Raw genomic sequence first — 23580 nt, 5'->3', positions numbered from 1 at the left:
GGGAAAGTCGCTTCGTTGAGGAAAACTTCCCAACACGAAGCGACTTTGCCATCCCGAGTTTCAGAGGTCAGGGCCCGAGGCAGCAAGCGTCGGCGGCTCGGGAGCTGTCAATCTCGCGTCGTGATGACCAGCGTCGCGACGGTCGTCATCATCACGAGCTGCGCCTCCCTGATCATCTTCCCGAGCTCACCCGCGACGGCGGCCGAGTCGATGAGCTCCTCGGCGCGCTTCGAGATGGATGCACGGTCGAGGTCCGGGAAGACGCGCGGCAGAACGCGGACCGCGTGGAGGAGCGCGAGGGCTGCGGCAACCCGGTCGGTCTCTCGCGGCTCGACCTCACCTGTGAGCAGTGCCCTGGCCTCAGCCTGGATGGAGTCCTCGAGCTGCGCGTTCTCCCCGCGCGGCCAGCGTTCCGAGAACGTGCCGCCGAGGAACTTCTTCTCCTCGTGGCCGAGCACGCCCGCGTCCACGAACTCCTCGGCGATGCCCTCCTTGAGCTTCGTCGCCTCCGACTTGGGTCCGCCGAAGCCGACGATGAGCTTCACCGCCGAGTCCGGCTTGCGACCGACGGCGGTCTCGACGAGCGCCTCGAGGTCGGCGTCAGCACCAGCCGGGTCGAGGGGCTGACCGACCGCCACGAACGTGCCGGGCTTGGCGTCAGCATCCACCCCCGACTCGGTCTTTGTCGGGCCCGCGATGCGGAGCCTCCCGAGCATGATCAGCTCGACGAGACCCGCCGCCGACAGCACCTGCGCCAGCGCAGACCTGTCGACGAGCGGCCTCCCCGTCTCATCGTCGAGGGCCAGCAGGAACACGGCCTGTGGCACGGTCACGGCAGCGGTTACAGTCTCTTCCCCAGTGGCGTCCATGACCTGACGCTAGGGAACGAGGCTGGAGGTCGCCGCCGAACGCACCTAGGAGTTCTCCATCCAGCAGGCCGCGACGGGGTCGTTCGCTTCGGTGCTCTGCGGCGAGTACTGCTTTCCCTCGTTCTGCTCGAGGTCGGCAACGAACTCCTCGTACGTGGTGTCGGCCGGCACGAGCTCACGGTCGATGAGGCACTGCAGTACGGCACGCTGCATCTCGTCTGGATCCACCGAAGATTGGCCGCCGTTGATGAGTGAGTATGCCTCGTTGATGAACGCACTGGTCTTCTCGTAACAGTCCAGATCCGCAGCCTGCAGCTCAGAATCCCCTTCGTCGGGGCTTGCTGCCCCTGGATCGGCATCCGTCTGCAAGTAGACCTCGGCACCTTCATACAGCAGTTCGGCGTCGAAACCCTTCTCCTGAAGGCACTGGAGTCTCAGGTTGTTTCCCTCCTTCCAATCTGCCTCGGAGATCTCCCCGGACTCACGAGCGGCCGTGAGCACCTCCGTCTGGAAATCCGATTTCGAGTTCGCCAGGCCCTCATCAAGGAGTTGCTCCAGTGTGAGGGACCCGCCCGTCTGTGTCATGCCCTCGTCAGAGGTGTCCGCCTGCGCGCAACCGGTCAGTGCGACCGCCGCGAGCAGGGCAACCGACGTACACATCAATCGTGCGTGTGAAATGACCATCTGTCTCTCCCCGTCAATGGATGTTCGGAAGCGGGGCCCCGCGTTGAGGTCGCGGGGCCCCGCCTGCACTAGACCGCCCTCGGCGCTACCAGACCTTGCCCTGCGAGTACCAGTGCGAACCGGCCTTGTACGACACCGAGACCCAGCCGCGGTACTTGGTCGCCGTCACCGACTTCCCCTTTCCGCTGACGATGCGTCCGACAGAGGCCTGCGCATAGCCGCAGCCGTTGCTCGCGTAGGCGTAACCGGGCCGCGCCGAGACCGACCCGCAGACCGCCGCTTCTGCTTCCGGTGCAGCTGCGACCTGCGCTACCGCGACCCCTCCGGTTGCGAGCGCTCCGGCGAGCAGCAGCGTGCCGAGCTTGCGTCCGACCTTGTTCTTCAGTGTGATGGTGGACATCTTCGTCCCCTTTCTGTGTTCCGACGCCTCCCCCTTGGCGGCGCCGACCCGCGCTGACCGGTACCGTCAACGACCCTTGAAGTACGAGAACAGCCGTCGTTCTCGCACCAGCAGGGCCGCCGCCAGCGTTCCGAGGATCGCCCCGGAGACGGTCAGCGCGGGAGTCAAAGCGGCGGTCGCGGCGACCGGAATGAGGTCACTCGCCGCCAGGTTCTGTGTCAGCAGGGCGATCGCAGGGAATGCCACCAATGCCCCGGCACACGACCACGCGAGCGCCTCAAGCAGGAGCGTCACCGTCTGGTCGCTTCGTTGCACCCCGACGTGAAAGGCCGAAGCGATCTCGAGCCGCCGCAGCCAGACGGCCCCGAAGCCGATCATCGCGCCGATGCCGAAGCCCGCGAGCGGGAACGCGCCAGTCGCCCTTCCGGCGAACGCAGACTCCGGGTTGACCGGCTTCCCCAGCTGCAGGTTGTGCTGGCTCAGCTGCGGCCCCGTGTCAGGCAGATTCGAGTCGGCCGCGATGGCCGTGTAGAGCAGCTCGATGGTTGCCTGAGAGACCGGGAAAGCGTCGATCCAGCACTCATCGAATTTGGAGTCAGGCGCGATCGGCGCGATCGCCGCGTACGCCATTCCGGTCGTACGCCCGTCGTCCGGGTACTCGTACGTCCCGCCGAGGGTCGTTGGCCCATCCGCTGTCTGGATCGGGTCACCCAAGGTCAGCCCGAGGGTCTCTACGACCGCGATCGGCATGAGCAGCCCCGGCTCCGTGCCTCCCGTCGCGGCGGGGAGCATCGTCGCGAAGCCCGGTGACGACTCGAAGTAGGTGAGCGGGTTCTGCGGGATGCTCGCCACGCGGAGCGGCGTTTCGCGCTCGGCCAGCGCGCCTGCCGCGCGCACCCCGTCCACCCGGCCGAGTGCGTCGCACGCGCGCCCGTCGATGCTGTCCTCAGCCGCCAGGATTGTGATCGATGCGCCACGAGCGCGGAAGTCCTCCGCGGCCCGGATGACGCCGGTCATCTCGGCAGTGTCCAACGCCGCGAGCGTGGCTGAGCCGGCGGCGACAAGCAGCATCAGCAACACCGCGCGACTCGCTCCGGACGACAGGTTTCGGCCAGCCTCCCGCCGCACTTCGCGGAACCGCATCGCGCTCATTGGAACACCCCCAGGTCGATGACGTCGGTGCAGGCGTCTCTCGTGCGGGCGTCGTGCGTGGCGACGACAATGATCGTGCCGTCGGTGGCGATGCGCCCGAGGGCGTCGCTGACGGAAGCTGCCGTGCGCAGGTCGAGCTGCGCCGTCGGCTCGTCGACCAGGAGCAGGTCGGGGGCGGCGGCGATGCCGCGTGCGAGCATGAGCCGCTGCCCCTCACCTCCGGAGAGAGCCCTGAACTGGCGATCGGCCGCGTGTCCCAGGCCGAAGCGTTCGAGCAGTTCCCGAGCGCGAACATCCGCACGTGTTCTTGTCTCCCCCCGTGCGACGAACGCAAGCGCCACGTGGTCGAGCGCCGTCCTCCGCGCAACGCCGTGCGGGTTCTGAAACACCCAGCCGATCCGCTCCACGCCGACACGCGTGATGTTGCCGACCACGGGTGGGATCCAGCCGGCGAGCATCCCGAGCAGCGTCGACTTCCCTGATCCGGACGGGCCCGTGAGCGCGTAGACACGGCCAGGGTCGAGGCGCGCGGAGACGTTCTCGAAGAGCAGCGGATGGCCGGGGTAACGATGTCCGACGTCGGCGAGCGTCACGAACATGCCAGGTCCTTCTTCGCGACGGCCTTGACGGCCGCGGCTGTCGGCGGCTCCGGGAACGAGACGTAGGTGCGACCGAGCTTCGAGGACACGACGGCCACCTGGAGCGACCCGCCGTCCGGCGTCGCGACGCATCCACCTGTTTCGCTGGTCATCGCGACCGCGGCCGGGGGGACCGCGTAGACGGTGGTCGCACCGACCAGCACGAGCTCGGCTTGAATGCTCGCATCGTCAGGGCTCGCCGCGTACTTCGCCAACGCATTCGTGCCGGCCAGCACGGAGAGCCCTTCAGGCGTCACGGCTCCCGCCTCGTCGATCGCGACGTCGACGCCCTCAAGCGTCAGCTTTCGCGCACCGGGCACGAGGTCTGTCGGGTAGCTCTTCACGGAGGCCGATAGGAGTGGGTTCGCGAGGTCGACAAGAGCCTCGCCCTGCGCGGCTGTCTGTCCGAGCGGGACCGGGCAGGACTGCACCGAGATCGTCGCCGAGGGGAGCCAGAGCACCTGTGCGAGTGCCAGCTCGCCTTGCTTGGTGTCGCCGTACACCGACTCGACGAGGTCGTCCCAGGCAGACCACGTCTGCCAGTCGAAGGCGTCAGTCTCGGACACGTCGTAGCCGAGGCCCGCAAGCGCCACCTGCAGTGCGGTGACGTCGGGACCCTTGAGGCCATAGCTGAGGTCCCGCCAGAGCGGCGTGGACGTGTGGAGACTCACGAGCGGAGTCTCGCCGACCTTGAAGGAGCTCCCCCCTGAGACGAGGTCGCCGCCTGCAGTGCAGGACGAGTCGGTCAGCGTGCCGCTCGTCGGTGACGGCAAGGAGGCGTCGTCACCCAGCTGTGCAGTCAGCTCCACGGCTCGTGCGTCGGTCAGTTCCTCGGCCACGAGTTGCACTTCTGAAGGCACGGAGGCGGTTGCGAGTCCGGGCGGGGTGGGGCGGAAGACGGAGAAGGCGACGAGGGATGCGGCTACCGCCAGCGTGGCGACGATGACCAGCGCGACGGTGGCAGAGAAGCCCCGGCGCCGGGCAGGTCGGTCGCTGTCCGACACGACGCTGACCACGTCTTCGTTGCCAGGCTGCGCGTGCTTCACCCTGCCACCCCTCGATCCGAGTCGGGCCCCTTTGCGCCGACGCGGATCAATGTAGCGGTGATTCTGGACCGCAACAAACGAGAAAGATCCATTCTCATGGATTCCGTCTAAGTGGCGTTCCTTCGGCCAGATTGATGGAGATTTTCAGCGTTCATAGCCAGGTTGTCCACGGCCCCTACGAGAACTTCCGGCCCTCGTCTCGCTTGTAGAAGAACACCGCGAGGAAGCCGAGGACGGCCGTCCACGCGAGGAGGCCGAAGAGCGCCCACATCGGGAACTGCCCGCCGGAGACCACCGCGATGACCACCTCGCGCGCCTGCCGCACGGGCAGCACCTTCGAGGCGGCATCCAGCCAGCCGGGGAACATCATGGGCGGCAGGAACAGGCCACCTCCGAAGGCGAGCAGGAACATGAGCACCTGCGTGATCGCGATCGCCGCCTTCGGGCCCGCGGTCGTGCCGACGATCGCGCCGATGAGGGCGGACGGAACCGCCGTGAGCACCACCGCGATGAGGCCGAACACCACCTGCATGAGGGTCGGGGCGGCCGCCGTGAAGAGCCCGCCGACGATGAGCAGCGGCACGATCGAGACGACCGCCATCACGAGCGTCCCGATGACAAGCCCCGCGATGCGCGCGGACGGCTTCCCCGGCAGGGTGCGCAGGTACGGCACCCACGGCTTCGAGCGCTGCTCAGCCAGGTCGAGGCCGAGGCTGAAGAGCCCGTTGGTCATGAAGGCGAACACGACCATCGACGCGACGGCCTGCGTGGCGATCACCGGATCCTCGGCGATCGCGCGCTGCGGCAGCACGAAGAAGCAGAACGCGAGCGTCGGGAAGACGAGCGACCCGATGACGGCGATGGGCACGCGCGCCGTCTCGATGAGCGAGTACTTCACGTGCGTGGCGATGAGTGCTGCAGTGGACATGGTCCTCAACTCCCGTTCTGTGCGTTCTTGACGGCGGGCGAGGCCTCGTCGTTCTGCGTCATGGCGAGGAAGGCCTCCTCGAGCGTCGCCCCGCGCACCGTCAGGTCCGTGAAGGGCGCGCCGGATGCGACGAGCGAGCGGATGAACGCGTCCGAGTCGCGCACGAGCGCGGTCACGAGCCCCGCATCCGCTGCCCGCCCCGAACCCGCTGAACCGCCCGGACCCTCGACCGTCTCGGTCAGCGCGTCGGCGTCGATGGCCTGGATGCGGGCCGCATCGACGCCCCGCATCGTGACCCTGCGGCGAGAGACGCTGCCGACCACCGAGGCGAGGCTGCCGTCCGTGATGACGCTGCCATGGTCGATGACGACGACCCGCTCGGCGAGCTGCTCGATCTCCTCGAGGTGGTGGCTCGTGACGATGACGGCGCAGCCGGCGCGGTGCTTGGCGCGGAGCGCGTCCCAGAGGCTGCGACGCGCGTCGACGTCGAGGCCCGTCGTGGGCTCGTCGAGGAGCACGAGGTCGGGGTCGCCGACGAACGAGAGCGCCACGGCGAGACGCCGCTGCTGCCCGCCGGAGAGCGAGCCGCACTGCTTGCCGAGCAGCGGGCCCAGGTCGAACGCATCCACCAGCTCGTTCCTGGCCGCGGGCTGCGGGTAGTGGGCCGCAACGTAGTCGAGCACCTCCGCAACCTTGAGCGCCTCCGGCAGTGCGCTGGCCTGCGGCGTCGACCCCACCCGGATGCGCGTGCGGACGTCGAGCGGGTCGCCGCCGAAGAGCCGCACCGTGCCGGTCGTCGGCGAGCGCAGCCCGAGCAGGAGCGACAGCAGCGTCGTCTTGCCGGCGCCGTTCGGCCCGAGCAGGCCGACGCACTCACCGGCGGTGACGTTCAGCGAGATCCCGTCGAGGGCCGTGTGCTGGCCGAATCGTTTGACCACTTCGTCGACCTCGACGATCGTGGAAGGCCGCGCACTGGCGGGCTGGGCGTTGGCGGGCTGGGCGTTCATGTCATCCCCCGAGGAGTTTCAGGAGCGCCGTCCGGTAGCTGCGAAACGCGGCTCGACCGGCGGGGCTGATGGTCAGATACGTGACGGGCTTGCGGCCCGCGAAGGCCTTGTCGATGACGACGTAGCCGGCGTCCTCGAGCTTCGAGAGGTGCGTCGTGAGGTTGCCCGCCGTCATGTCGAGGAGGCTGCGCAGCTTCGAGAACGTCATCTCGTCGCCGTCGTCGAGGCTCTCGGCGAGGGTCGTCATGATGCGCAGTCGGGCGGGCGCGTGGATGATCGGGTCGAACTCGGCGCTCGGGTCGCTCATGCGTGCACCTCGCCCCGCGGAGTGGTCTCGCGCAGGGGCGGCTCGCTCGAGATGACCCCCGTGCGCAGCAGCACGATGAAGGCGATGAAGATGAGCGGGCCCGCCGTGCCGTAGACGAGGTAGTGGGTGGGCGCGCCCAGCGCGGTGGCGACGACGGCGAGCACGATGACGGCGACCCCGAGCGCGAACTGCGCGCCGGAGCGGGACATCGCGGCGCCCGCCATGTAGAGCACGCCGACCGTGATGACGAAGATGCCCGGCATGAGCAGCGGCGCGAGGGTCGGGTCCTGCACCTGACGCAGCAGCGACGCGGCGAAGAACCAGGCGCCCATCATCGAGATCGACCAGGACCAGCCGTAGAGCTTGCCCGCCGTGTTGCTGCGGCCGCGCATCCCCCGCCCCATCGAGATGCCGGAGACCACCGACACGATGACGCCGACGATCATCGCCACGCCGAAAATGATGAAGGCCGTGGCGGTGGGGATGCGAACGATCGGGCTCGCTCCCCCATCCTCGGCACTCCACAGCGCCTGGAAGCCGACGAACCAGGCGACCGCCCAGGTGCCGAGGAGGATGTACAGCGCACGGTCGAGCCGGGTGCGCGTCGTGCGCTGCTGGTCACGCATGAGGGCGAGCATCTCGCTCGGCGCGAGGGCACGGTCGTCGTCGCTCGCCTGCGGGATGCTGCCATCGGCGGGGGTCCGGCGTTCGTTGATGTCCATGCAAACCAGTTTGCGCTGCAAACTAGTTTGCGTCAAGAGCAGGCAGGGGCGTGCGCGTGCGAGTTCCCTGAGAGCGCCGGGCGATAGCCTTGACCCCATGCGCATCGCCACCTGGAACGTCAACTCCATCCGCGCCCGCTCGGGACGAGTCATCGACTGGATGGTGCGCGCCGACATCGACGTGCTCGCGATGCAGGAGATCAAGTGCAAGCCCGAGCAGTTCCCCCGGGAGGTGTTCGAAGAAGCCGGCTACGAGCTCGAGATCCACGGCCTCAGCCAGTGGAACGGCGTCGCATTCGCGAGCCGCCTCCCCATGAGCGATCCCGAGATCACGTTCGCCGACATGCCGGGCTTTGGGAAGGCAACGCCAGAGGGCACGCTTCCGCTCGAAGCCCGCGCCCTCGGCGTCACCGTCGAAGACGTGCGCCTGTGGTCGCTGTACGTGCCCAACGGCCGCGAGCTCACCAACGACCACTACCCGTACAAGCTCGCCTGGCTGAAGGCGCTGCTCGCCGACATGACCGGGTGGCGGCAGGCGCATCCAGACACCCCGCTTGCACTCATGGGCGACTTCAACATCGCTCCCCTCGACATCGACGTCTGGGACCTGGCCGCATTCGTCGACTCGACCCACGTGTCGGCACCCGAGCGTGCCGCGTTCGAGGCGTTCCTCGAGGCCGGCTTCGTCGACACCGTGCGCTCGCGCGGCGTCGAGGGCTACACCTACTGGGACTACAAGTCGCTCCGATTCCCCCGCAACGAGGGCATGCGCATCGACTTCATCCTCGGCACCCCGGAGTTCGACGACCTCGTCGTGGATGCGTCCATCGAACGCGACGAGCGCAAGGGCGACGGCCCGAGCGACCACGTGCCCGTCGTCGTGGAGCTCGACCTCGAGACCTCCCTCGACGACGACCGCCCGATGATCTTCTAGGCGTCGACGAAGCGGATGCGACAGCACCTCGCATCCACCACCCCCGGTTTCTGACCGACCGCGCTCCGACTTCGGGATGGCAACCTCACTTCGTTGCGGGAAACTTCCCAGCACGAAGCGAGTTCTCCATCCCGAGAATGCGGGCGGATGCGGCGGCAGCCCGATCCGCGCCCGCTCTCGGACACGCGTGCCGCGTGGGCAGGAGCATGCGAATGGCCCGCTCAGCCCTCCGGGAGCTCGAACTCGCGCACCTCATCCCACGGCTCGGTCCAGCCGAGGCGGTCGAAAATGCCGTCGAGCAGCATCGCCGTGAAACCCCAGACGAGGTGCTGGCCACTGTCATCGCGCACCAGGAAGCCGGGGCCGCGCCACTCCTCCCCGTCACGTCGAAGCACGGTGATGCCGCGGTTCGCGGGGTTGAGCAGATCGGCGACGGGCGCGCGGAACACGGCGGCCGACTCCGCCTCGTCGACGACCCCGACGGCGGAGGTGCGCCGCCACCAGGCGAGCACTGGCGTCACGAGGTGGCGGGAGTACGTGAGTGGCACGGGCTCGAGGGGGCCGAGCACGTCGATGCCGTCGGCGTCGAGCCCCGTCTCCTCCACCGCCTCGCGCAGCGCGGCGGCAACCGCGTCCTTGTCCTCCGGGTCGACGCGCCCGCCGGGGAACGCGACCTGTCCAGGATGCGATCGCAGCGTCGACGCGCGCGCGAGCAGCAGCACGTCGAGGTCACGAGACACGGCGCCCGCCTGGGCGTCGCGGTCGCTGGGGAGCGAGTCGAGCATCCCGAAGAGGATGAGCACAGCCGCAGATCGCGAGACGCGCACGAGCCGCTCATCCACGGGCGACAGCGGCACGGCGGGCTCGAGGCCCGCAGCCGCGCACTCGGCGAGCTCGGTCAGCTGCGCACGCGCGGCCTTCGTCGATGGTTCGGGATGCACGGCTTCAGCGTACGCGGGGTCGCCAGCGCGACCGCCGACATCCACGAGTCACCCCAAAAGGTCGTCAGTGCGCACGCATGGCGACCATCTGGAGCGACTTACGAGCGCGAGCGCCTAGAGCGCCCCGCCAGCCGCGGCAGGAGCATCCGCGTCCTGGCCGCTGTCGCCGACGGTCTCGCGGGCGATGAAGTTCTCGATGTCGAAGAGGTTGTCGCCGGCGCGCTTCGCGATCGTGACGAGCGTCGACATGGAGGCGACCTCCTCGACCTGCTCCTTCAGGAACCAGAGCATCGCCTGCTCGCCGATCGCGTCGCCATCCGCACGTGCCGCGCGGAACAGCGCCTCGATCTGCGACGTCACCTCCCGCTCCTGCTCGAGCGCGAGCTCGATGGGCTCGACGACGTTCGCGAACTCGGTCCTGGGGGCGGCGACGCCGGGAATCGTGACGCCGAGGTCGCGGTCGAGGCGGTACTGCACGAGCATCATCGCGTGATTGCGCTCCTCGACCGACTGCTGGTAGAAGTGCGCCGCCAGCTGCGGGAGGTCGTGGTTGTCGAACCACACGGCGATCGCGATGTACTGCTGCGATGCCGAGAACTCGTTGCCGATCTGGGCGGTCAGAAGGTCATTGAACGAAGAAGAAGTCACGCCGCAACGCTACTCCCGGCGCGTTTCGCGTGGCGGTCAAGTTTTGTTGCCGCGCGGATCGTCCACGTGACCAGCGCGACACCGGTCGCGACCACGAACGGGATGCAGGCTGCACCGAACGCGTCCCCGATGATCGCGCCGGTGCTCCCCCAGTACTTGGTCTGATCCGCATCCACGCCGATGCCGGCGACGATGCTGTCCACGATGACGGCGACGCTGAGCGTCGCACAGCCCACCGCGACCAGCACCGCGAGCGCGGCGACCCACGGCAGCGACGCTCGCAGCCGCATCCGCTCACCCCTCGACACCGCGCGCCGGAAGCTGAGGCTGATCGCCCGAGCAACGTCGAGCGTCAGCCAGACCCCCAGCACCAGCGCGGCAGCGATGCTCGCCACGGCGATCGGGATGAGCGTGCCGGCGAGTCGGGCGCCCTCGGCCGAGTCGCGATCGACGTCGGATGCGGCCGCCGCCCCCGGGAAGATCAGCAGCATGTAGACGAGGAACCCGGCGATGACCGTCAGCAGCCCGGCCCTGATCGCCGCGCGCAGAACCCAGCCACGCTCTGCCCCTGCGCTCGCGCTCGTCATGCCGCAACGCTAGGGGCAAGGGGCTCCCAACACCAAACGATGCCAGGCGTCCGGCTCGCCAACGCTCGAAAGCTAGGCTTGAGCGAAACCCCGGAGGCTGCATGAGCGACGCACACGACCACGACGAGATCGGCGTGGGTTCGGTGGACCGCGAGGTCGATCCGGCCACGGTCGGCCCGCAGCCGGGCGACCTCGAGCGGGCCATCGCAGCCCAGGTGCGCGCGTACCGGCTCGCGACCGGCCTGTCCGTCGCCGAGATGGCCGACAAGGTGGGCATCTCGAAAGCCATGCTCTCGAAGATCGAGAACGCCCTCACCTCCTGCAGCCTCACCACGCTCGGCCGCCTCGCGCACGGCCTCGACGTGCCCGTCACGGCGCTCTTCCGCGGCGTCGACTCCGACCGCGAAGCCGTCTACGTGCCAGCAGGCCACGGCGCGCAGATCGTGCGCCGCGGCTCCCGATCCGGGCACCTCTACGAGCTCCTCGGCGCCCTGCGCGGCCAGCACAAGCGCATGGAGGCCGTGCTCGTGACCCTCACCGAGGCGAGCGAGGTCTTCCCGCTGTTCCAGCATCCAGGCACCGAGCTGCTCTACATGCTCGAAGGCCGCATGGCCTACGGGCACGGGGATGCGCGCTACGAGATGGGCCCAGGCGACACCCTCCAGTTCGACGGCGAGGGCCCCCACGGGCCGGAAGAGCTCATCGAGCTGCCCGCCCGCTTCCTGTCGGTCACCGCGTACGGAGACCGCGCGGAGGGCTGAGCAGGACGGTCGAGCATCCGTTCGAGGCTCGGATGCTAGCTTGGCGCGCACGACGACTCGCGCACCAGCCAGGGGGATCCATGGAACAGCCCGACCGCATCCACGACGCCGACGACACCGGCGCCGACCACGCCAGTGAGCCGCAGCCGCTGCTCGCAGAAGACCTCTTGCTGCTGCTCTTCAACCCGGACGACGGCACCATCGGCGGCGAAGGCACCCTCTTCTACGTGCTCGGCGGGGCGGTGCTCACTGAGTTGGCCTTGAACGACCAGATCGGAATCGAGCAGGCGGGGCTTCGCGGCACGCGTGTGCTCTCGGTCGGCGATGAGGCGCCCGAGGACGAGATTCTGCGGTCGGCCTGGGAGTACTCGCGGGAGAAGCGGCGCGAGGTGCAGGGCATGCTCGCCGCTATCGGGCCGAACCTCCGCGGCCAGCTGCTCGAGAGCCTCATCTTCCGCGGCGACCTCACCCGCGAGCAGGGCAAGACCTTCGGGTTCATCCCGAAGACGACGCTCAGCTTGGGCGATACGGGACGCCGTGCCACGCTCATGAGCCGCGTGCAGTCCGTGCTCATCGACGGCGCGGAACCCGACGCGCGAACCGCTGCCCTCGCGGCGCTCATCTCCGCGAGCGGGTCGATGCCGACGCTGCACCGGGAGATCCCCTGGGAGACCGACGTCATCAACCGCGCCAAGGCCCTCGAGCAAGGTGACTGGGGAGCCACCGCGGCCAGTTCGGCCGTCGCCCGCACCATGAACGCCATCACGATCAATGCTGCCGTCGCGGCGAGCGTCGCCGCCAACGCGGCGAACAACTAGGTCACGGACGCCGCGGCCCGCCTGACAGCAGCTTTCGGGATGCGCGCAGGAGCGGGTGCTGCGGCCGGCTTCAGGCGTTCCCGGCGGCGCTTGATGACGATCGACAGCGTCGTGAGGGCGAGGGCCGCGACGAGCCAGACGGTGAGCATCCCGTACGCCTCCCCGATGCCGATCGACCCGCCGGCGACGAGGGAGCGGAACGCGGTGACGGCGTAGTTCAGCGGCAGCCACGAGTGGATGAGCTGGAAGAACGCGGGTGCCGTCTCGACCGGGTAGGTGCCGCCGGCTGAGGAGAGCTGGAGCACGATCATGATGAGCGCGAGGAAGCGTCCGGGAGGGCCGAGGAGCGCGTTGAAGGCCTGGTTGACGGCGACGAACGTGACGCTTGTGAGCAGCGCCAGCGCGATGAGGCCGAGCATGTCGGCAGGTTCGAGCCCGAGCCCGAAGCGGACGATCGTGAGCATGAGCAGGCTCTGCGCGGCGCCGAGCATCGCGCCGGGCGCGAAGCTGCGCAGCGCCACGACAATCGCGGGCTGACGGCCGAGCACAAGACGCTCGCGCAGCGGCGGGAACATCAGGTAGAAGGCGAGCGCGCCGACCCAGAGGCCGAGCGTCATGAAGTAGGGCGCGAGACCGTAGCCGTACGCGGGCACCTCGTTGAGTCGGGTCTTCGTGATCTCCACTGGCGTCGACGTGACGCCGGCGAGGTGGTCGGCCTGCGCATCCGTGTAGCTCGGGATGTCGGAGACCCCGTCGTCGAGGCCATCCGCGAGCGTCTTGCTGCCGTCGGCGAGCTGCGTGATGCCGTCGTTCAGCTCGGCGCCGCCCGACTCGGCGTCGGCGGTTCCGTCGGCGAGGGTTGTCGCGCCCGACGAGAGCTCGGAGGCACCCGAGGCGAGCTTCGGCGTCGACTGCGCGAGGGTGGATGCGCCGTCCGCGAGTGTCTGCGTGCCCGTCGCGAGCGAGGATGCGCCGTCCGCGAGCGACTGGGTTCCGGTCGCCAGCGTCGACGTTCCGTCGGCGAGCGACTGGGTGCCCGTCGCGAGCGTGGAAGCGCCGGTGGAGAGCTGCTGGGTTCCGGAGGCGAGTTCCGCCGACTTCGTCGAAACAGTCGAGACCGCTGCAACGAGCTCGTCGACCTTGCCGCTGAGCGGTGAGACGCCGTCGGAGAGCTGGGTGGCGCCAGCGGCGAGTTCGGTCGACTTCGCTTGGAGGTAGCTCAGCCCGGTCCCCGCGGCGGCGTCACCGACGAGCGCGGATGTCCCGGCGCTCAGTTCGCCGGCCTTCGCGCCGAGGGACTGTCCAGCAGTGGAGAGCTGCGTCAGCAGTTCCTTGCGTTGGGCATCGGACAGCGAGTCGTAGTCGGCAAGCAGCGAATCGATGCCGCCTGAGAGGTCCCCTGCACCGGCGGCGAGGGCAGTGGTGCCGTCGTCGAGGCCCCTGCTCGCTCCGAGGGCCGTCTCGAGGCCACCGGCGAGAGCCGTCGCTCCAGCGTCGAGAGTCGTCGCCCCTTCCGTGAGCGTCGTGACGCTCGCAGGCAGGTCGCTCGTCTTGGAGTTCAACTCCGCGAGCCCATCGCTGAGGAGCTGCGCACCGGAGCTCGCCTCTGCGAGCTTCGCGCTCAGCTCCTGTGCACCCGTGTTCGCGGTCGCAGCGCCCGCGCTGAGCTGCTGCGCGCCCGCGTTGGCGTCCGCGGCGCCGGAGCTGAGCGTCTGCGCACCCGAGTTGGCGGTGACGAGACCGGCGTTGAGCTGCTGCACGCCCGCATCCACCTGAGCCGCCCCGTCGGCGAGCGTCGCGCTGCCGTCGGCGAGGGTGAGCCCGCCCTCGCGCAGCTGGCCGAGCCCGACGACGAGCTGGCCAGAGCCGGTGCGCGCCTGCTCGGCGCCGTCGTTGAGCTCGGTCGCGCCGTCGGCAGCCTCGGAGACGCTCTCGTGGATGTCGGTGAAGCCCACGTAGACGTTGCGGAGGTACTCGTCGGAGACCTCTGTCGCCAGCTCGTCGGCGACCGTCGTGCCGACCGTCGACGCGATGTTGCCGACGATGATGTTCGCCCCGTCGTTGGTCGTGATGGAGAGGCGAGCGATGGCCGCGTCCAGCGGGTCGTCACCACCCGCCGAGACGGCCGCCGCCGAGAAACCCGCCGGGATATCGAGCACGGCGAGCACCTTGCCCGACTCGAGCTCGCTCTGCGCCTCATCCGCCGACATCTCGTGCCAGCTGAAGTTGTTCGACTCGGTGCTGTCGACGAGCTTCTCGGTGAGCGTCGCGCCGAGATCGACGGGTTCTGCCGGCTCCCCCTCGGTGGTCGTCGCGGGGGTCGCCGCCTGGTCGCTGTTCACGATGGCCGCGTCGATGTGGTCGAGGCGGTGCGTCGGGTCCTCGTTCGACCAGATCAGCGAGCCCGCGTAGATGAGGGGAATGAGCGCGATGCCGACGATGACGATGAGCGTCCGCCGGTGCGAGCGCACGAAGGCGGGAAGTGGGAAGGAACGCATGTGGGTGTGAAGTCCTATGAGCGAACGTGCTCGGCGCGGAGGGCGTCAAGCTCGGCGACAGTCGCGCCGGAGGATGCGAGGAGCAGGGAGGAGAGGCGCTCGACGAGTTCATCGGTGGATGCGCGAGCAGCGGCCGAGGAGTCGGCGGTCGGGTTCGTGTCCGCTTCGACTGGGACATTAACGTCAGCGAAGAGCCACCGCGTGACGTGCCACATGGCGCCGGCCGCGAGGAACTCGGCGCGGTCCCGCGGGGTGTCGGGGCCCGGGCGCCGTCGGATGACGGGTCCGAGCGGTGACGATTCGAGGAGCCTCGAGGCGAGGTACGCGATGACGTCGCCCGTGAGGAGGCCGAAGCTGCTCTCGAGGGCCGCCCGGTAGAAAGGCGCGTCTGCGTCGAGTTCGTGGAGGAGCGCGCGGAGCGTGCCGCGCACGAAGGTCGGCCACGAGGGGTCCTCGCCGACGCTCGGAATCCGATCGAATGCCGATTGCAGGCGGCGGAGGGCGGCCTCGCGGATGAGCGCGGCGGTGTCGTCGAAGTGCTTGTAGAACGTGGGACGACTGACTCCGGCCCGGCCGACGAGGTCGGTGATGCTCAGCTGAGCTGCGTCGCGCCCCTCATCGAGCAGTTCGACGACGGCAGCGATGAGCGCCGCCCGCGAACGGACGAACCTCGCATCTTCCTGGATCACGGCACTCCTCGCTCGGAACTAATTTACAGATGTAAATTAGCACGATCGTGCGAGATCACAACAGGGTCAGTTCGAGGCGCAGTGGGGCGCGGCCGCTCAGCGAACTCCCCCGTGACCAACATCAGTGCAAAAACGTGCCGTTCCGCGCGCCAGGGCTCGAAACGCGTCCAGCCCCAGGCCTACCGCAGCACGCGTCGCGTGAAGTCGTTCGCGAAGACGCCGTTCGGGTCGTAGCGCCCGACGAGCTTCCGGAAGTCGCCGAGGCGCGGGTACCGCTCGGCGACGTCGATCCGCTCGTCGAAGACCTTGCCCCAGTGCGGGCGACCGCCGAGTGGCTCGAAGATCTCGTCGAGCAGCGGCAGCAGCTCGGCGACCTCCGGGTCCTGCTTCCATGTGAAGTGCAGGCCGACGACGTCGTTGCCGTGCATGGGGCTCAGCCAGAGAGAGTCGCGCGCGACCGTGCGCACCTCGTTGACGAGCAGGTGGGGGCGGATGCGGTCGGCGATGCCCGCGAGCGCGAGCAGCGCATCCTGCGCCCGGAGCCGCGGGATGAGGTACTCGCTCTGCAGCTCGGCCCCGTTGGACGGCTGGAACTCGAGCTTGAAGTGCGGGAGCCGCTCGTACCAGGGGCCGGCGACGCCGAACTGCTCGCTGCAGGCCACGGCGGAGATGCCACGAATGGGGTGCAGGGCCTCAGTCGCGGGCGTGGCCCCGTAGAAGTCGCCAGGCGCGAGCTCGCTCGCGAGCTGCTTCACCCACACCTGGTCGATGACCTCGGGTTCGGCCCACGTCGTGAAGGCGCTCACGCTGTACCCGGTGCCGGTGATCTCGTCGAAGTTCTCGAGCAGCGCCGCGAACGGCAGGTTCTCGAAGACCCGCTGCCGCACCTCGAAGTGGGGCACGACGTCGAGGCGGATGCGCGTCACGATTCCGAGGGCCCCCAGCGAGACGACGGCCCCGTCGAAGCCCTCGTCGCCCCGCTCGAGCACGACCACTTCCCCGTCGCCCGCGACGAACTCGATGGCGGCGACGGCGGCGGCCAGGCTCCGATTGGTATTGCCGGAACCGTGGGTGCCCGTCGCGACCGCCCCCGCGATGGAGATGTGCGGGAGGGAGGCGAGGTTCGCGAGCGCCAGGCCGTGCTCGGCGAGGTCGATCGCGAGCTCCCCGTAGCGGGTGCCAGCGCCGATCGACACCCACCGCCGGTCCTCGTCGATGCGGAGCGGGCTGCGCAGCCCCCGCGTCGACACCTGCACTCCGCTCGTGTCGGCGATCCGGTTGAACGAGTGCCCGCTGCCGAGCGCCCGCACCGACTGTCCGGCAGCCACCGCGGCGCGCACCACCTCGCTGACCTCGGCCGTGCTCGTCGGGGCGGCGACGCGCTCCGCCTCGAAGGTGATGTTGCCAGCCCAGTTGGAGGTCACTGCTGTCCTGCTTTCTGCGACGTTGCGAAGTGGATGCACCCGGCGGGGCTCGGCCAGGTTGTCAGGCTCGGAGCTCTACCGCCGTCCACGATACGGGGGGCAGGGTGACCGTCAGCATTCCGTCTTCGACGCGGGCGGTGTCGTTGGCAACGAGTCCGACCCGCTCCGGGTCCTCGAGCGTGTTCTTGGCGTACACGTCGTCGTCGGCGAGCGTCTGCGCATCCACGACCCTTGCCCCGCCCAGCGCGGCGATGTCGATCGTGACGACTGCCTCCTCGTCGCGGCTGCGGTTGACGAGGAACAGCGCCGTCGAGCCGGTCTCGGCATCGTGGGTGGCAACGGCGTCCAGGGTCGCGACGGTGCCGTAGACCTCGGTCGTGTGGGTGGGGCTCTCGAGGCGAACCTCGAGCGCCTGCCCCTTGGCGAGGCGCGAGGTGAGGGCGAACGGGAAGTAGGTCGTCTGCTTCCAGGCCGGCCCGCCCGGCTCGGTCATGATGGGCGCGATGACGTTGACGAGCTGCGCGAGGGAGGCGCTGGTCACCCGGTCGGCGCGCTTGAGGAGCGAGATCATGAGGTTGCCGAAGACGACCGCGTCGGCCACCGAGTAGACGTCCTCGAGGATGCGCGGGGCGATGGGCCAGTTGTCGACGCCCTCGACCTTGTCGACGTCGTGGTACCGGTCGAGGTACCAGACGTTCCACTCGTCGAACGAGATGTTGATGGTCTTGTCGCTGCCCTTGACGGCCTTGACGTGGTCGGCGGTCGCGATGACCGACTCGATGAAGCCATCCATGTTGACCGCGGAGGCGAGGAAGCTGTCGAGGTCGCCGTTCTTCTCCTCGTAGTAGGCGTGGCAGGAGATGTAGTCGACGTCGTCGTACGTGTGCGTGAGCACGACGCGCTCCCACTCGCCGAAGGTCGGCATCTGCGCGCTCGACGAGCCGCAGGCGACGAGCTCGAGCGTCGGGTCGATCTGGCGCATGGCCTTCGCCGTCTGGGATGCGATCTTGCCGTAGTCGTCGGCCGAGCGGTGGCCGAGCTGCCACGGCCCGTCCATCTCGTTCCCGAGGCACCACATCTTCACTCCGAACGCGTTGGTCCTGCCGTTGGCGATGCGCTGCTCGCTGAGTGCGGTGCCTGCGGGGATGTTGGAGTACTCGAGGAGGTCGAGGGCTTCCAGGGTGCCGCGCGTGCCGAGGTTCACTGCGAGCATGAGCTCGCTGTCGACCTTGTCGAGCCAGGTCGCGAACTCGTGCAGGCCGACCTCGTTGGTCTCGGTCGAGTGCCAGGCGAGGTCGAGGCGACGCGGGCGTTCAGCCTTGGGGCCGACGCTGTCCTCCCAGCGGAAGCCGGAGACGAAGTTGCCACCGGGGTAGCGGATGGCGGAGACGCCGAGCTCCTTGACGAGGTCGATGACGTCGCGGCGGAAGCCGTTCTCGTCTGCCGTCGGGTGGCCTGGCTCGTAGATGCCGTCGTAGACGGCGCGTCCGAGGTGCTCGATGAACGAACCGAAGACTCGGCGGTTGATGTCGCCGACTGCGAAGTGGGGGTCGATGGTGAGTCGTGCAGTGACCATGGGGTGTTCTGCTGTCTTTCTGTCGAGGGGTGAGAGCTGCGGATGCGCGGGGTTACTTGACTGCGCCGAGCGAGAGGCCGCCCTGCCAGTACTTCTGCAGCGAGAGGAAGGCGATGACAAGCGGCACGATGGAGAGGAAGGCGCCAGTGACGATGAGGTTCCAGACCTGCTCGCCGCCGGCTCCCGCGTTGGAGAGCGCCGTCCAGCTGTTGAGACCGACGGTGACGGGGAGGAGGTTCGGGTCGCTCAGCACGGCGAGCGGCAGGAAGAAGTTGTTCCACGTGCCGACGACGCTGAGGAGCAGGACGGTGACGATCGCGGGGCGCAGCAGTGGCAGCGCGACCTGGAAGAAGATGCGGATCTCCCCCGCCCCGTCGACTCGTGCCGCGTCCAGGATCTCGTCTGGCACCGCATCCTGGGCGTAGATGCGCATGAGGTACACGCCGAACGGGTTCAGCAGCGACGGGAGGATGACCGCCCAGATCGTGTTGACGAGGCCCGCCTCGCTGAGGAGGACGAAGGTCGGGATGACCAAGGCCGTGAGCGGCACCATGACAGCGCCGAGCAGCACGTTGAAGAAGACCGTGCGGCCGCGGAAACGGTACTTCGCGAAGCCGTAGCCGGCGAACACCGCGAGGATCGTCGCCCCGATGCCTCCCGTGAAGGCGTAGAGGAACGAGTTGCCGAGCCAGCGCCAGTAGATGCCGCCCTGGTGGGTGCTGAGCTGCGCGATGTTGTCGAAGAGGTTGAAGCTGTCGTCGAACCAGAGCGGCCCGCCGCTGCCGGTGAAGAGCCCCGCCGTGTCCTTGGTGGACGCCACGATGAGCCACCACAGCGGCATGATGAAGTAGATGACGAATGCGAGCAGCAGGATGTGCGAGAAGGTGCGCTTCGCCTTCGACCCGCCTCTGCGGAGGTCGGCGTTGCGCTGGGCGCGCGCGAAGCTGCGCTGCTGTCGTGGGGTGAGCGTGGAACTCGCCGCGGTCTCCGTGGTCATTTCAGCCCGCTCTGCTTGCGTGTGAGGAAGAGGAAGAAGTAGGAGCCGATGAACACGACGACTCCGAGCGCGAACGAGATCGCCGACGCGTAGTTGAACTGGCTGTATGAGAAGGCCAGCGAGTAGGCGTACATGTTCGGCGTGTACGACACGGGGATCGCGCCCTGCGCGATGCCGCGGAGCACTTGCGGCTCGGTGAAGAACTGCAGCGTGCCGATCATCGCGAAGATGAGCACCATGACCATCGACGACGAGATCATGGGTACCTTGATGCGCAGCGCCATCTGCAGGGAGGTGACGCCGTCGATGCGGGCCGCCTCGTAGATGGAGCGGTCGATGCCCTGGAGGGCCGCGTAGATGATGATCATGTAGTAGCCGGCCCACTGCCAGGTGACGATGTTCACGAGGCTGCCGAAGATGGCGCTCTGCGCGAGGAAGTCGGGGGCCGCGAGCCCGAAGAGCTCGAACAGGTCGCTGGCCGGACCGAAGCGCGGGCTGTAGAGGAAGCCCCACATGAGCGCCCCGATGACGACGGGGATGGCGTACGGCAGGAAGATCATGAGCCGCGAGAACTTCGACGCCCACGTCGTCAGGCTGTCGAGCACCAGCGCGGCGATGAGCGCCACGAGCATCTGCAGCGGGATCATGACGAGCGCGAACTGTCCGACGCGCAGCAGGCCGTCGAGGAAGATCGGGTCGGTGAACGCCTTCGCGTAGTTGTCGAACCACGTGAACGACGTGCCCATGGCGAGCGTCGACGTCTGCAGGCTCATCCAGAACGCGTAGAAGAGCGGCACGATCAGGAACGTCACGAACACGACCGCGAACGGGGCGACGAACAGCCACCCGATGCGCTGCCGACGACGCTCGGTGGGGCCGATCACTGCCCGCGGCTTGCGGGGTCTGCCCTGCTTGCGAGGAGGCGGGGCGCTTTCCTGCTCGCCCGGTTCCGCCTCACGTGCACTCGGCACGATCACGGCATTCGGAGTAGCCATTTCGAGTCCTTCTGTCTGTCATCACGCTGTCTGTCATCACGAAGCCGGTGCCGCGGTGGGCGCACTGGAGGAGGCGTCCGGGCATCGGGTCGGCCGCTGTCGTGCGGCGGTCGACGCCGATGCCCGGACGGGGGTCGGCGCTGCCGACTACTCGGTGACGGTGAAGCCCTGCTCCGTGGCGTACTGCACGAGCGACGCCTGCAGGTCGTCCAGCGCCTGGTCAGACGACTTCTGGCCCTGCACCATCGCGTACTGCTGCTCGGTGAGCTGGTCGAAGGCGTAGTTCTGGAACGGGCTGAACGTGAAGCCGGAGTAGCCGGCGGCCGCGGGGAGGAAGACCTCCTTGTTGACCTGCTGACCGCCGAAGAACTCTGCTTCGAGCTCGGTGAAGTACTCCGACTCGAGGACCGGGGTGTAGGTCGGGAACAGCGCGCCCTCCTCGATGCCGATCTTCCAGGCCTCTTCCGTGCCGAAGATCTCCATGGCGACGCGGGCGGCGAGCGCCTTGTCGTCGGCCTGCTCCGTGACGGCGAAGGTCGATCCGCCCCAGTTCACGTCGACGGGGTTGGCCGCATCCCACTGCGGGAGCGGGGCCGCGCGCCACTCCGCGGTTCCGTCGGCGTCCGACAGACCCTGCAGGTAGCCGGGGCCCCAGGCCGCGGCGAGGTAGACGGCGTAGGTGCCATCGACGAGGCTCGTGTTGTAGTCGGCGGTGAAGGCGTCGTCCGTCGTGACGAGGTCCTTCTTCACCAGGTCGTCCCAGTAGGCGAGCACCTCCTTGGCGCTGTCGTCGTTGACGTTGATGCCGACCTCGGTGGGGTTGGTCTTGTCGTAGACGAACGGCTCGGAGCCTGCCTGCGCGAAGAGCGCCTGGTTGAAGGCGCGACCGTTTGTGGGGAAGTTGGCCAGGACTCCGCCGGAACCGGCGTCCTTGAGCTGCTGCGCTGCCGTGGCGAACTCGTCCCATGTCGTCGGCACGGCGATACCCGCCGCGTCGAAGAGGTCCTGGCGGTAGAGCATGCCCATGGGGCCGCTGTCGACCGGGATGGCGTAGACGGCGTCGCCGCTCGTCACATCACTCCAGGCACCCTCCGTGTAGCTGCCGGAGAGGTCGTTCGCACCGAACTCGCTGATGTCCACCAGGGCATCCCGGATCGTGAAGCTCGAGAGCACCTCGCTCTCGAGCATGATCACGTCGGGGGCTCCCGAGCCGGCCTCGATGGCGGTGGAGAACTTCGTGTACTCGTCGTTCCCCTGGCCGGCGTTCGTCCAGCACACCTGAACATCGTCGTGGGTCTGGTTGTACAGGTCGACGACCTGCTCGAACGCGGGGTACCAAGCCCAGACGAGCACCTGCGGGGCGTCCTCGTTCACGATCGTGTTCGTGCACGTGGCGTCCGCAGCAGCGGTGCCACCGCCTCCGCCAGACGAGCATGCGCTCAGCGCGACGGCCGTGAGTGCTGCGGCGCTGATGGCCGTCAGAGTTCTCTTGTTCATGGGGGAGCGAACCTCTCGAGGATGAAACGTCATTGTCATCGCCTCTGCGATTTACAACGTTGTAGGTAAACGTTGTAAATGCGATCCTGCCGAAAGAGATCGACCCTGTCAAGGCCCGATTCGAGACGAGCTCAGCGCGCGGTCGACTCCCGGCGCACGAGCGTGAACTCCGTCAGCAGCTCGCGCGGCTCGGGCGGCGCATCCCGGTTGTCCATGCGCTCCACGAGCATCTCCACCGCTCGCTTCGCGATCTCGTCGCGGCCCGGCGCGATCGTGGTCAGCGTCGGCAGCGAGTACCGCGTCTCGTCGATGTCGTCGAAGCCGACCACGGCGACATCCTCGGGCATGCGGATGCCCCGCTCGCTCAGCACCCGCATTGCGCCGAGCGCAAGCGAGTCATTGAACCCGACGATGCCGTCGAACTCGATGCCGGACGCCAGCACCTCCCGCATCGCCTCGGCACCATCGAAGCGATGCCACGTGCCGACCGGCCTCACCAGCTCGTCGCGGAACGGCAGGCCGGCGGCTTCGAGCGCCTGCCGATACCCCAACGTGCGCAGCGCGGCCGACCCGACCTCCTCGTCCGGGTGAGAGCCAAGCGCGATGATGCGCGTGCATCCCACCTCGATGAGATGCTCCGTCGCGGCGCGCGTGCCCTCCGTGTTGCGCATCGTCACATGGTCAGTGGGACCGTTGAAGATGCGCTCCCCCAGCAGCACCATCGGCACGCGCACGTCAGCCAGCAACGGCGCATCCTCCTCTCCCAGCTCGAGCACGCTGAACAGGATCCCGTCAACGAACTCAGTCCTCGGCCCCTTCAGCGCCGCGATCTCGCTCTCGCGAGAACCGCCGGACTGCTCGATCAGCACCGAGAGATCGTGGGCAGCCGCCGCACGCATCACCGCCTCGGCCAGCTCCGAGAAGTAGGCGTTCCGCAGATCCGGGATGACGAGGCTGATCACGCCAGTGCGCCCGAGACGCAACCCGCGAGCGGCCAGGTTCGGGCGGTACCCGACCTCGGCGATCGCATCCAGCACCCGCTGCTTCGTGTTGGCACGGATATGCGGATAGTTGTGGATGACGTTCGACACCGTCTTGATCGACACACCCGCCACTCGGGCAACGTCATGGAGGGTCGCAGCCATGGGCGTGGTCGTCTCTCTTCAGGCGGCGCGCTGCAGGTTCCGAGCACAGCGCGCGCCGTTGCAGGGATGCTCGTGCGCGTCACTCTACAACGTTGCAGACGCATCGTTTGCGCGCATCGGCGGGCGCGTGCCGAACGCTCGGCGGATGCGGCCGCCTGACCAACATCAGTGCAATGTCGGGCCGATTCGCCGTCGAACACTGAGATTGCGCCGCTATCGCACGGATGCTGGCCAGCCATTGGCCAGCATCCGTGACGAAACCTGAGCTTCCCGCTCGATAGACCCTCGAGGCACCCTCTGATCACGGAAGTTGGCCA

The 23580-nt window shown here is 68.3% G+C and carries 24 protein-coding genes; 3 read left to right on the top strand and 21 right to left on the bottom strand.

The genetic code is table 11. The annotated features are described in order from the left end of the window. Positions 1-107: 107 nt before the first annotated feature. The 10 genes from C5B97_RS00705 to C5B97_RS00650 form a co-directional block, all read right to left on the bottom strand. Positions 108-833 (bottom strand): GPP34 family phosphoprotein, encoded by a 726-nt coding sequence (locus C5B97_RS00705; protein WP_181026841.1) that lies wholly within the window; start codon positions 831-833, stop codon positions 108-110. Between the two features lie 81 nt (positions 834-914). After that, entirely contained in the window at positions 915-1454 is a 540-nt protein-coding gene (locus C5B97_RS00700; protein ID WP_181026840.1) for a hypothetical protein, read from the bottom strand. 184 nt (positions 1455-1638) lie between these two features. Continuing rightward, entirely contained in the window at positions 1639-1953 is a 315-nt protein-coding gene (locus C5B97_RS00695; protein WP_104310229.1) for a hypothetical protein, read from the bottom strand. Positions 1954-2019: 66 nt separating this feature from the next. Continuing rightward, complete coding sequence (locus C5B97_RS17825) at positions 2020-2970, bottom strand: hypothetical protein (RefSeq protein ID WP_181026839.1); 951 nt, start codon at positions 2968-2970, stop codon at positions 2020-2022. 131 nt (positions 2971-3101) lie between these two features. Then, on the bottom strand, positions 3102-3704 hold the full coding sequence (locus tag C5B97_RS00675; RefSeq protein WP_104310225.1) for an ATP-binding cassette domain-containing protein: 603 nt from the start codon (positions 3702-3704) through the stop codon (positions 3102-3104). Continuing rightward, positions 3695-4789 (bottom strand): peptidoglycan-binding protein, encoded by a 1095-nt coding sequence (locus tag C5B97_RS00670; RefSeq protein ID WP_104310224.1) that lies wholly within the window; start codon positions 4787-4789, stop codon positions 3695-3697. The genes C5B97_RS00675 and C5B97_RS00670 overlap by 10 nt, the downstream gene beginning before the upstream one ends. A gap of 175 nt (positions 4790-4964) precedes the next feature. Next, positions 4965-5717 (bottom strand): ABC transporter permease, encoded by a 753-nt coding sequence (locus C5B97_RS00665; RefSeq protein WP_104310223.1) that lies wholly within the window; start codon positions 5715-5717, stop codon positions 4965-4967. A 5-nt stretch (positions 5718-5722) separates the two neighbouring features. Beyond that, positions 5723-6724 (bottom strand): ABC transporter ATP-binding protein, encoded by a 1002-nt coding sequence (locus C5B97_RS00660; RefSeq protein ID WP_104310222.1) that lies wholly within the window; start codon positions 6722-6724, stop codon positions 5723-5725. 1 nt (position 6725) lies between these two features. Then, positions 6726-7031: a transcriptional regulator gene (locus C5B97_RS00655; RefSeq protein WP_104310221.1), complete on the bottom strand. Its 306-nt coding sequence runs from the start codon at positions 7029-7031 to the stop codon at positions 6726-6728. Beyond that, positions 7028-7753 (bottom strand): hypothetical protein, encoded by a 726-nt coding sequence (locus tag C5B97_RS00650; RefSeq protein WP_104310220.1) that lies wholly within the window; start codon positions 7751-7753, stop codon positions 7028-7030. Before C5B97_RS00650 ends, C5B97_RS00655 begins: the two co-directional genes overlap by 4 nt. Positions 7754-7850: 97 nt before the next feature. On the opposite strand from C5B97_RS00650, the gene C5B97_RS00645 reads away from it, so the two are divergent. After that, positions 7851-8687, top strand: coding sequence for an exodeoxyribonuclease III (locus C5B97_RS00645; protein ID WP_104310219.1), 837 nt, complete (start codon positions 7851-7853; stop codon positions 8685-8687). Positions 8688-8908: 221 nt separating this feature from the next. Here C5B97_RS00645 and C5B97_RS00640 read toward each other — a convergent pair whose 3' ends face one another. From C5B97_RS00640 to C5B97_RS00630, 3 genes are all read right to left on the bottom strand, one after another. Continuing rightward, the gene (locus tag C5B97_RS00640) at positions 8909-9544 is read right to left on the bottom strand and encodes a CoA pyrophosphatase (protein WP_258067846.1); all 636 of its coding nucleotides are present in this window, start codon (positions 9542-9544) and stop codon (positions 8909-8911) included. Between the two features lie 198 nt (positions 9545-9742). Next, on the bottom strand, positions 9743-10276 hold the full coding sequence (locus C5B97_RS00635; protein ID WP_104310218.1) for a ferritin: 534 nt from the start codon (positions 10274-10276) through the stop codon (positions 9743-9745). After that, positions 10273-10863: a hypothetical protein gene (locus tag C5B97_RS00630; protein WP_104310217.1), complete on the bottom strand. Its 591-nt coding sequence runs from the start codon at positions 10861-10863 to the stop codon at positions 10273-10275. The genes C5B97_RS00635 and C5B97_RS00630 overlap by 4 nt, the downstream gene beginning before the upstream one ends. A gap of 101 nt (positions 10864-10964) precedes the next feature. On the opposite strand from C5B97_RS00630, the gene C5B97_RS00625 reads away from it, so the two are divergent. Both C5B97_RS00625 and C5B97_RS00620 read left to right on the top strand, forming a co-directional pair. Then, positions 10965-11624 (top strand): XRE family transcriptional regulator, encoded by a 660-nt coding sequence (locus tag C5B97_RS00625; protein ID WP_104310216.1) that lies wholly within the window; start codon positions 10965-10967, stop codon positions 11622-11624. A gap of 80 nt (positions 11625-11704) precedes the next feature. Next, on the top strand, positions 11705-12442 hold the full coding sequence (locus C5B97_RS00620; RefSeq protein ID WP_104310215.1) for a GPP34 family phosphoprotein: 738 nt from the start codon (positions 11705-11707) through the stop codon (positions 12440-12442). Here C5B97_RS00620 and C5B97_RS00615 read toward each other — a convergent pair. The 8 genes from C5B97_RS00615 to C5B97_RS00580 all read right to left on the bottom strand — a co-directional run bounded on the left by C5B97_RS00615 (position 12439) and on the right by C5B97_RS00580 (position 23263). Next, entirely contained in the window at positions 12439-14940 is a 2502-nt protein-coding gene (locus C5B97_RS00615) for a YhgE/Pip domain-containing protein (RefSeq protein ID WP_104310214.1), read from the bottom strand. The two genes, C5B97_RS00620 and C5B97_RS00615, sit on opposite strands and share 4 nt — an antisense overlap. Positions 14941-14954: 14 nt before the next feature. Continuing rightward, positions 14955-15629 carry a TetR/AcrR family transcriptional regulator gene (locus C5B97_RS00610; protein ID WP_104310213.1) on the bottom strand — a complete coding sequence of 225 codons (675 nt, stop codon included), beginning with the start codon at positions 15627-15629 and terminating at the stop codon, positions 14955-14957. Between the two features lie 179 nt (positions 15630-15808). Further along, the gene (locus C5B97_RS00605) at positions 15809-17053 is read right to left on the bottom strand and encodes an FAD-binding protein (protein ID WP_104310212.1); all 1245 of its coding nucleotides are present in this window, start codon (positions 17051-17053) and stop codon (positions 15809-15811) included. Between the two features lie 61 nt (positions 17054-17114). Then, positions 17115-18629: an alpha-N-arabinofuranosidase gene (locus C5B97_RS00600; RefSeq protein ID WP_104310211.1), complete on the bottom strand. Its 1515-nt coding sequence runs from the start codon at positions 18627-18629 to the stop codon at positions 17115-17117. Positions 18630-18681: 52 nt separating this feature from the next. Next, positions 18682-19626, bottom strand: a complete 945-nt coding sequence (locus tag C5B97_RS00595) for a carbohydrate ABC transporter permease (RefSeq protein WP_104310210.1) — start codon at positions 19624-19626, stop codon at positions 18682-18684. After that, the gene (locus tag C5B97_RS00590) at positions 19623-20621 is read right to left on the bottom strand and encodes a carbohydrate ABC transporter permease (RefSeq protein ID WP_104310209.1); all 999 of its coding nucleotides are present in this window, start codon (positions 20619-20621) and stop codon (positions 19623-19625) included. The genes C5B97_RS00595 and C5B97_RS00590 overlap by 4 nt, the downstream gene beginning before the upstream one ends. A gap of 147 nt (positions 20622-20768) precedes the next feature. Further along, positions 20769-22118: an extracellular solute-binding protein gene (locus C5B97_RS00585; protein WP_104310208.1), complete on the bottom strand. Its 1350-nt coding sequence runs from the start codon at positions 22116-22118 to the stop codon at positions 20769-20771. A gap of 131 nt (positions 22119-22249) precedes the next feature. Continuing rightward, positions 22250-23263: a LacI family DNA-binding transcriptional regulator gene (locus C5B97_RS00580; RefSeq protein WP_104310207.1), complete on the bottom strand. Its 1014-nt coding sequence runs from the start codon at positions 23261-23263 to the stop codon at positions 22250-22252. Positions 23264-23580 lie beyond the last annotated feature (317 nt).

The organism is Pseudoclavibacter sp. RFBB5, assembly GCF_002931555.1.
GTDB lineage: Bacteria > Actinomycetota > Actinomycetes > Actinomycetales > Microbacteriaceae > Pseudoclavibacter.
This window is presented reverse-complemented; position numbering and strand designations above follow the sequence as displayed.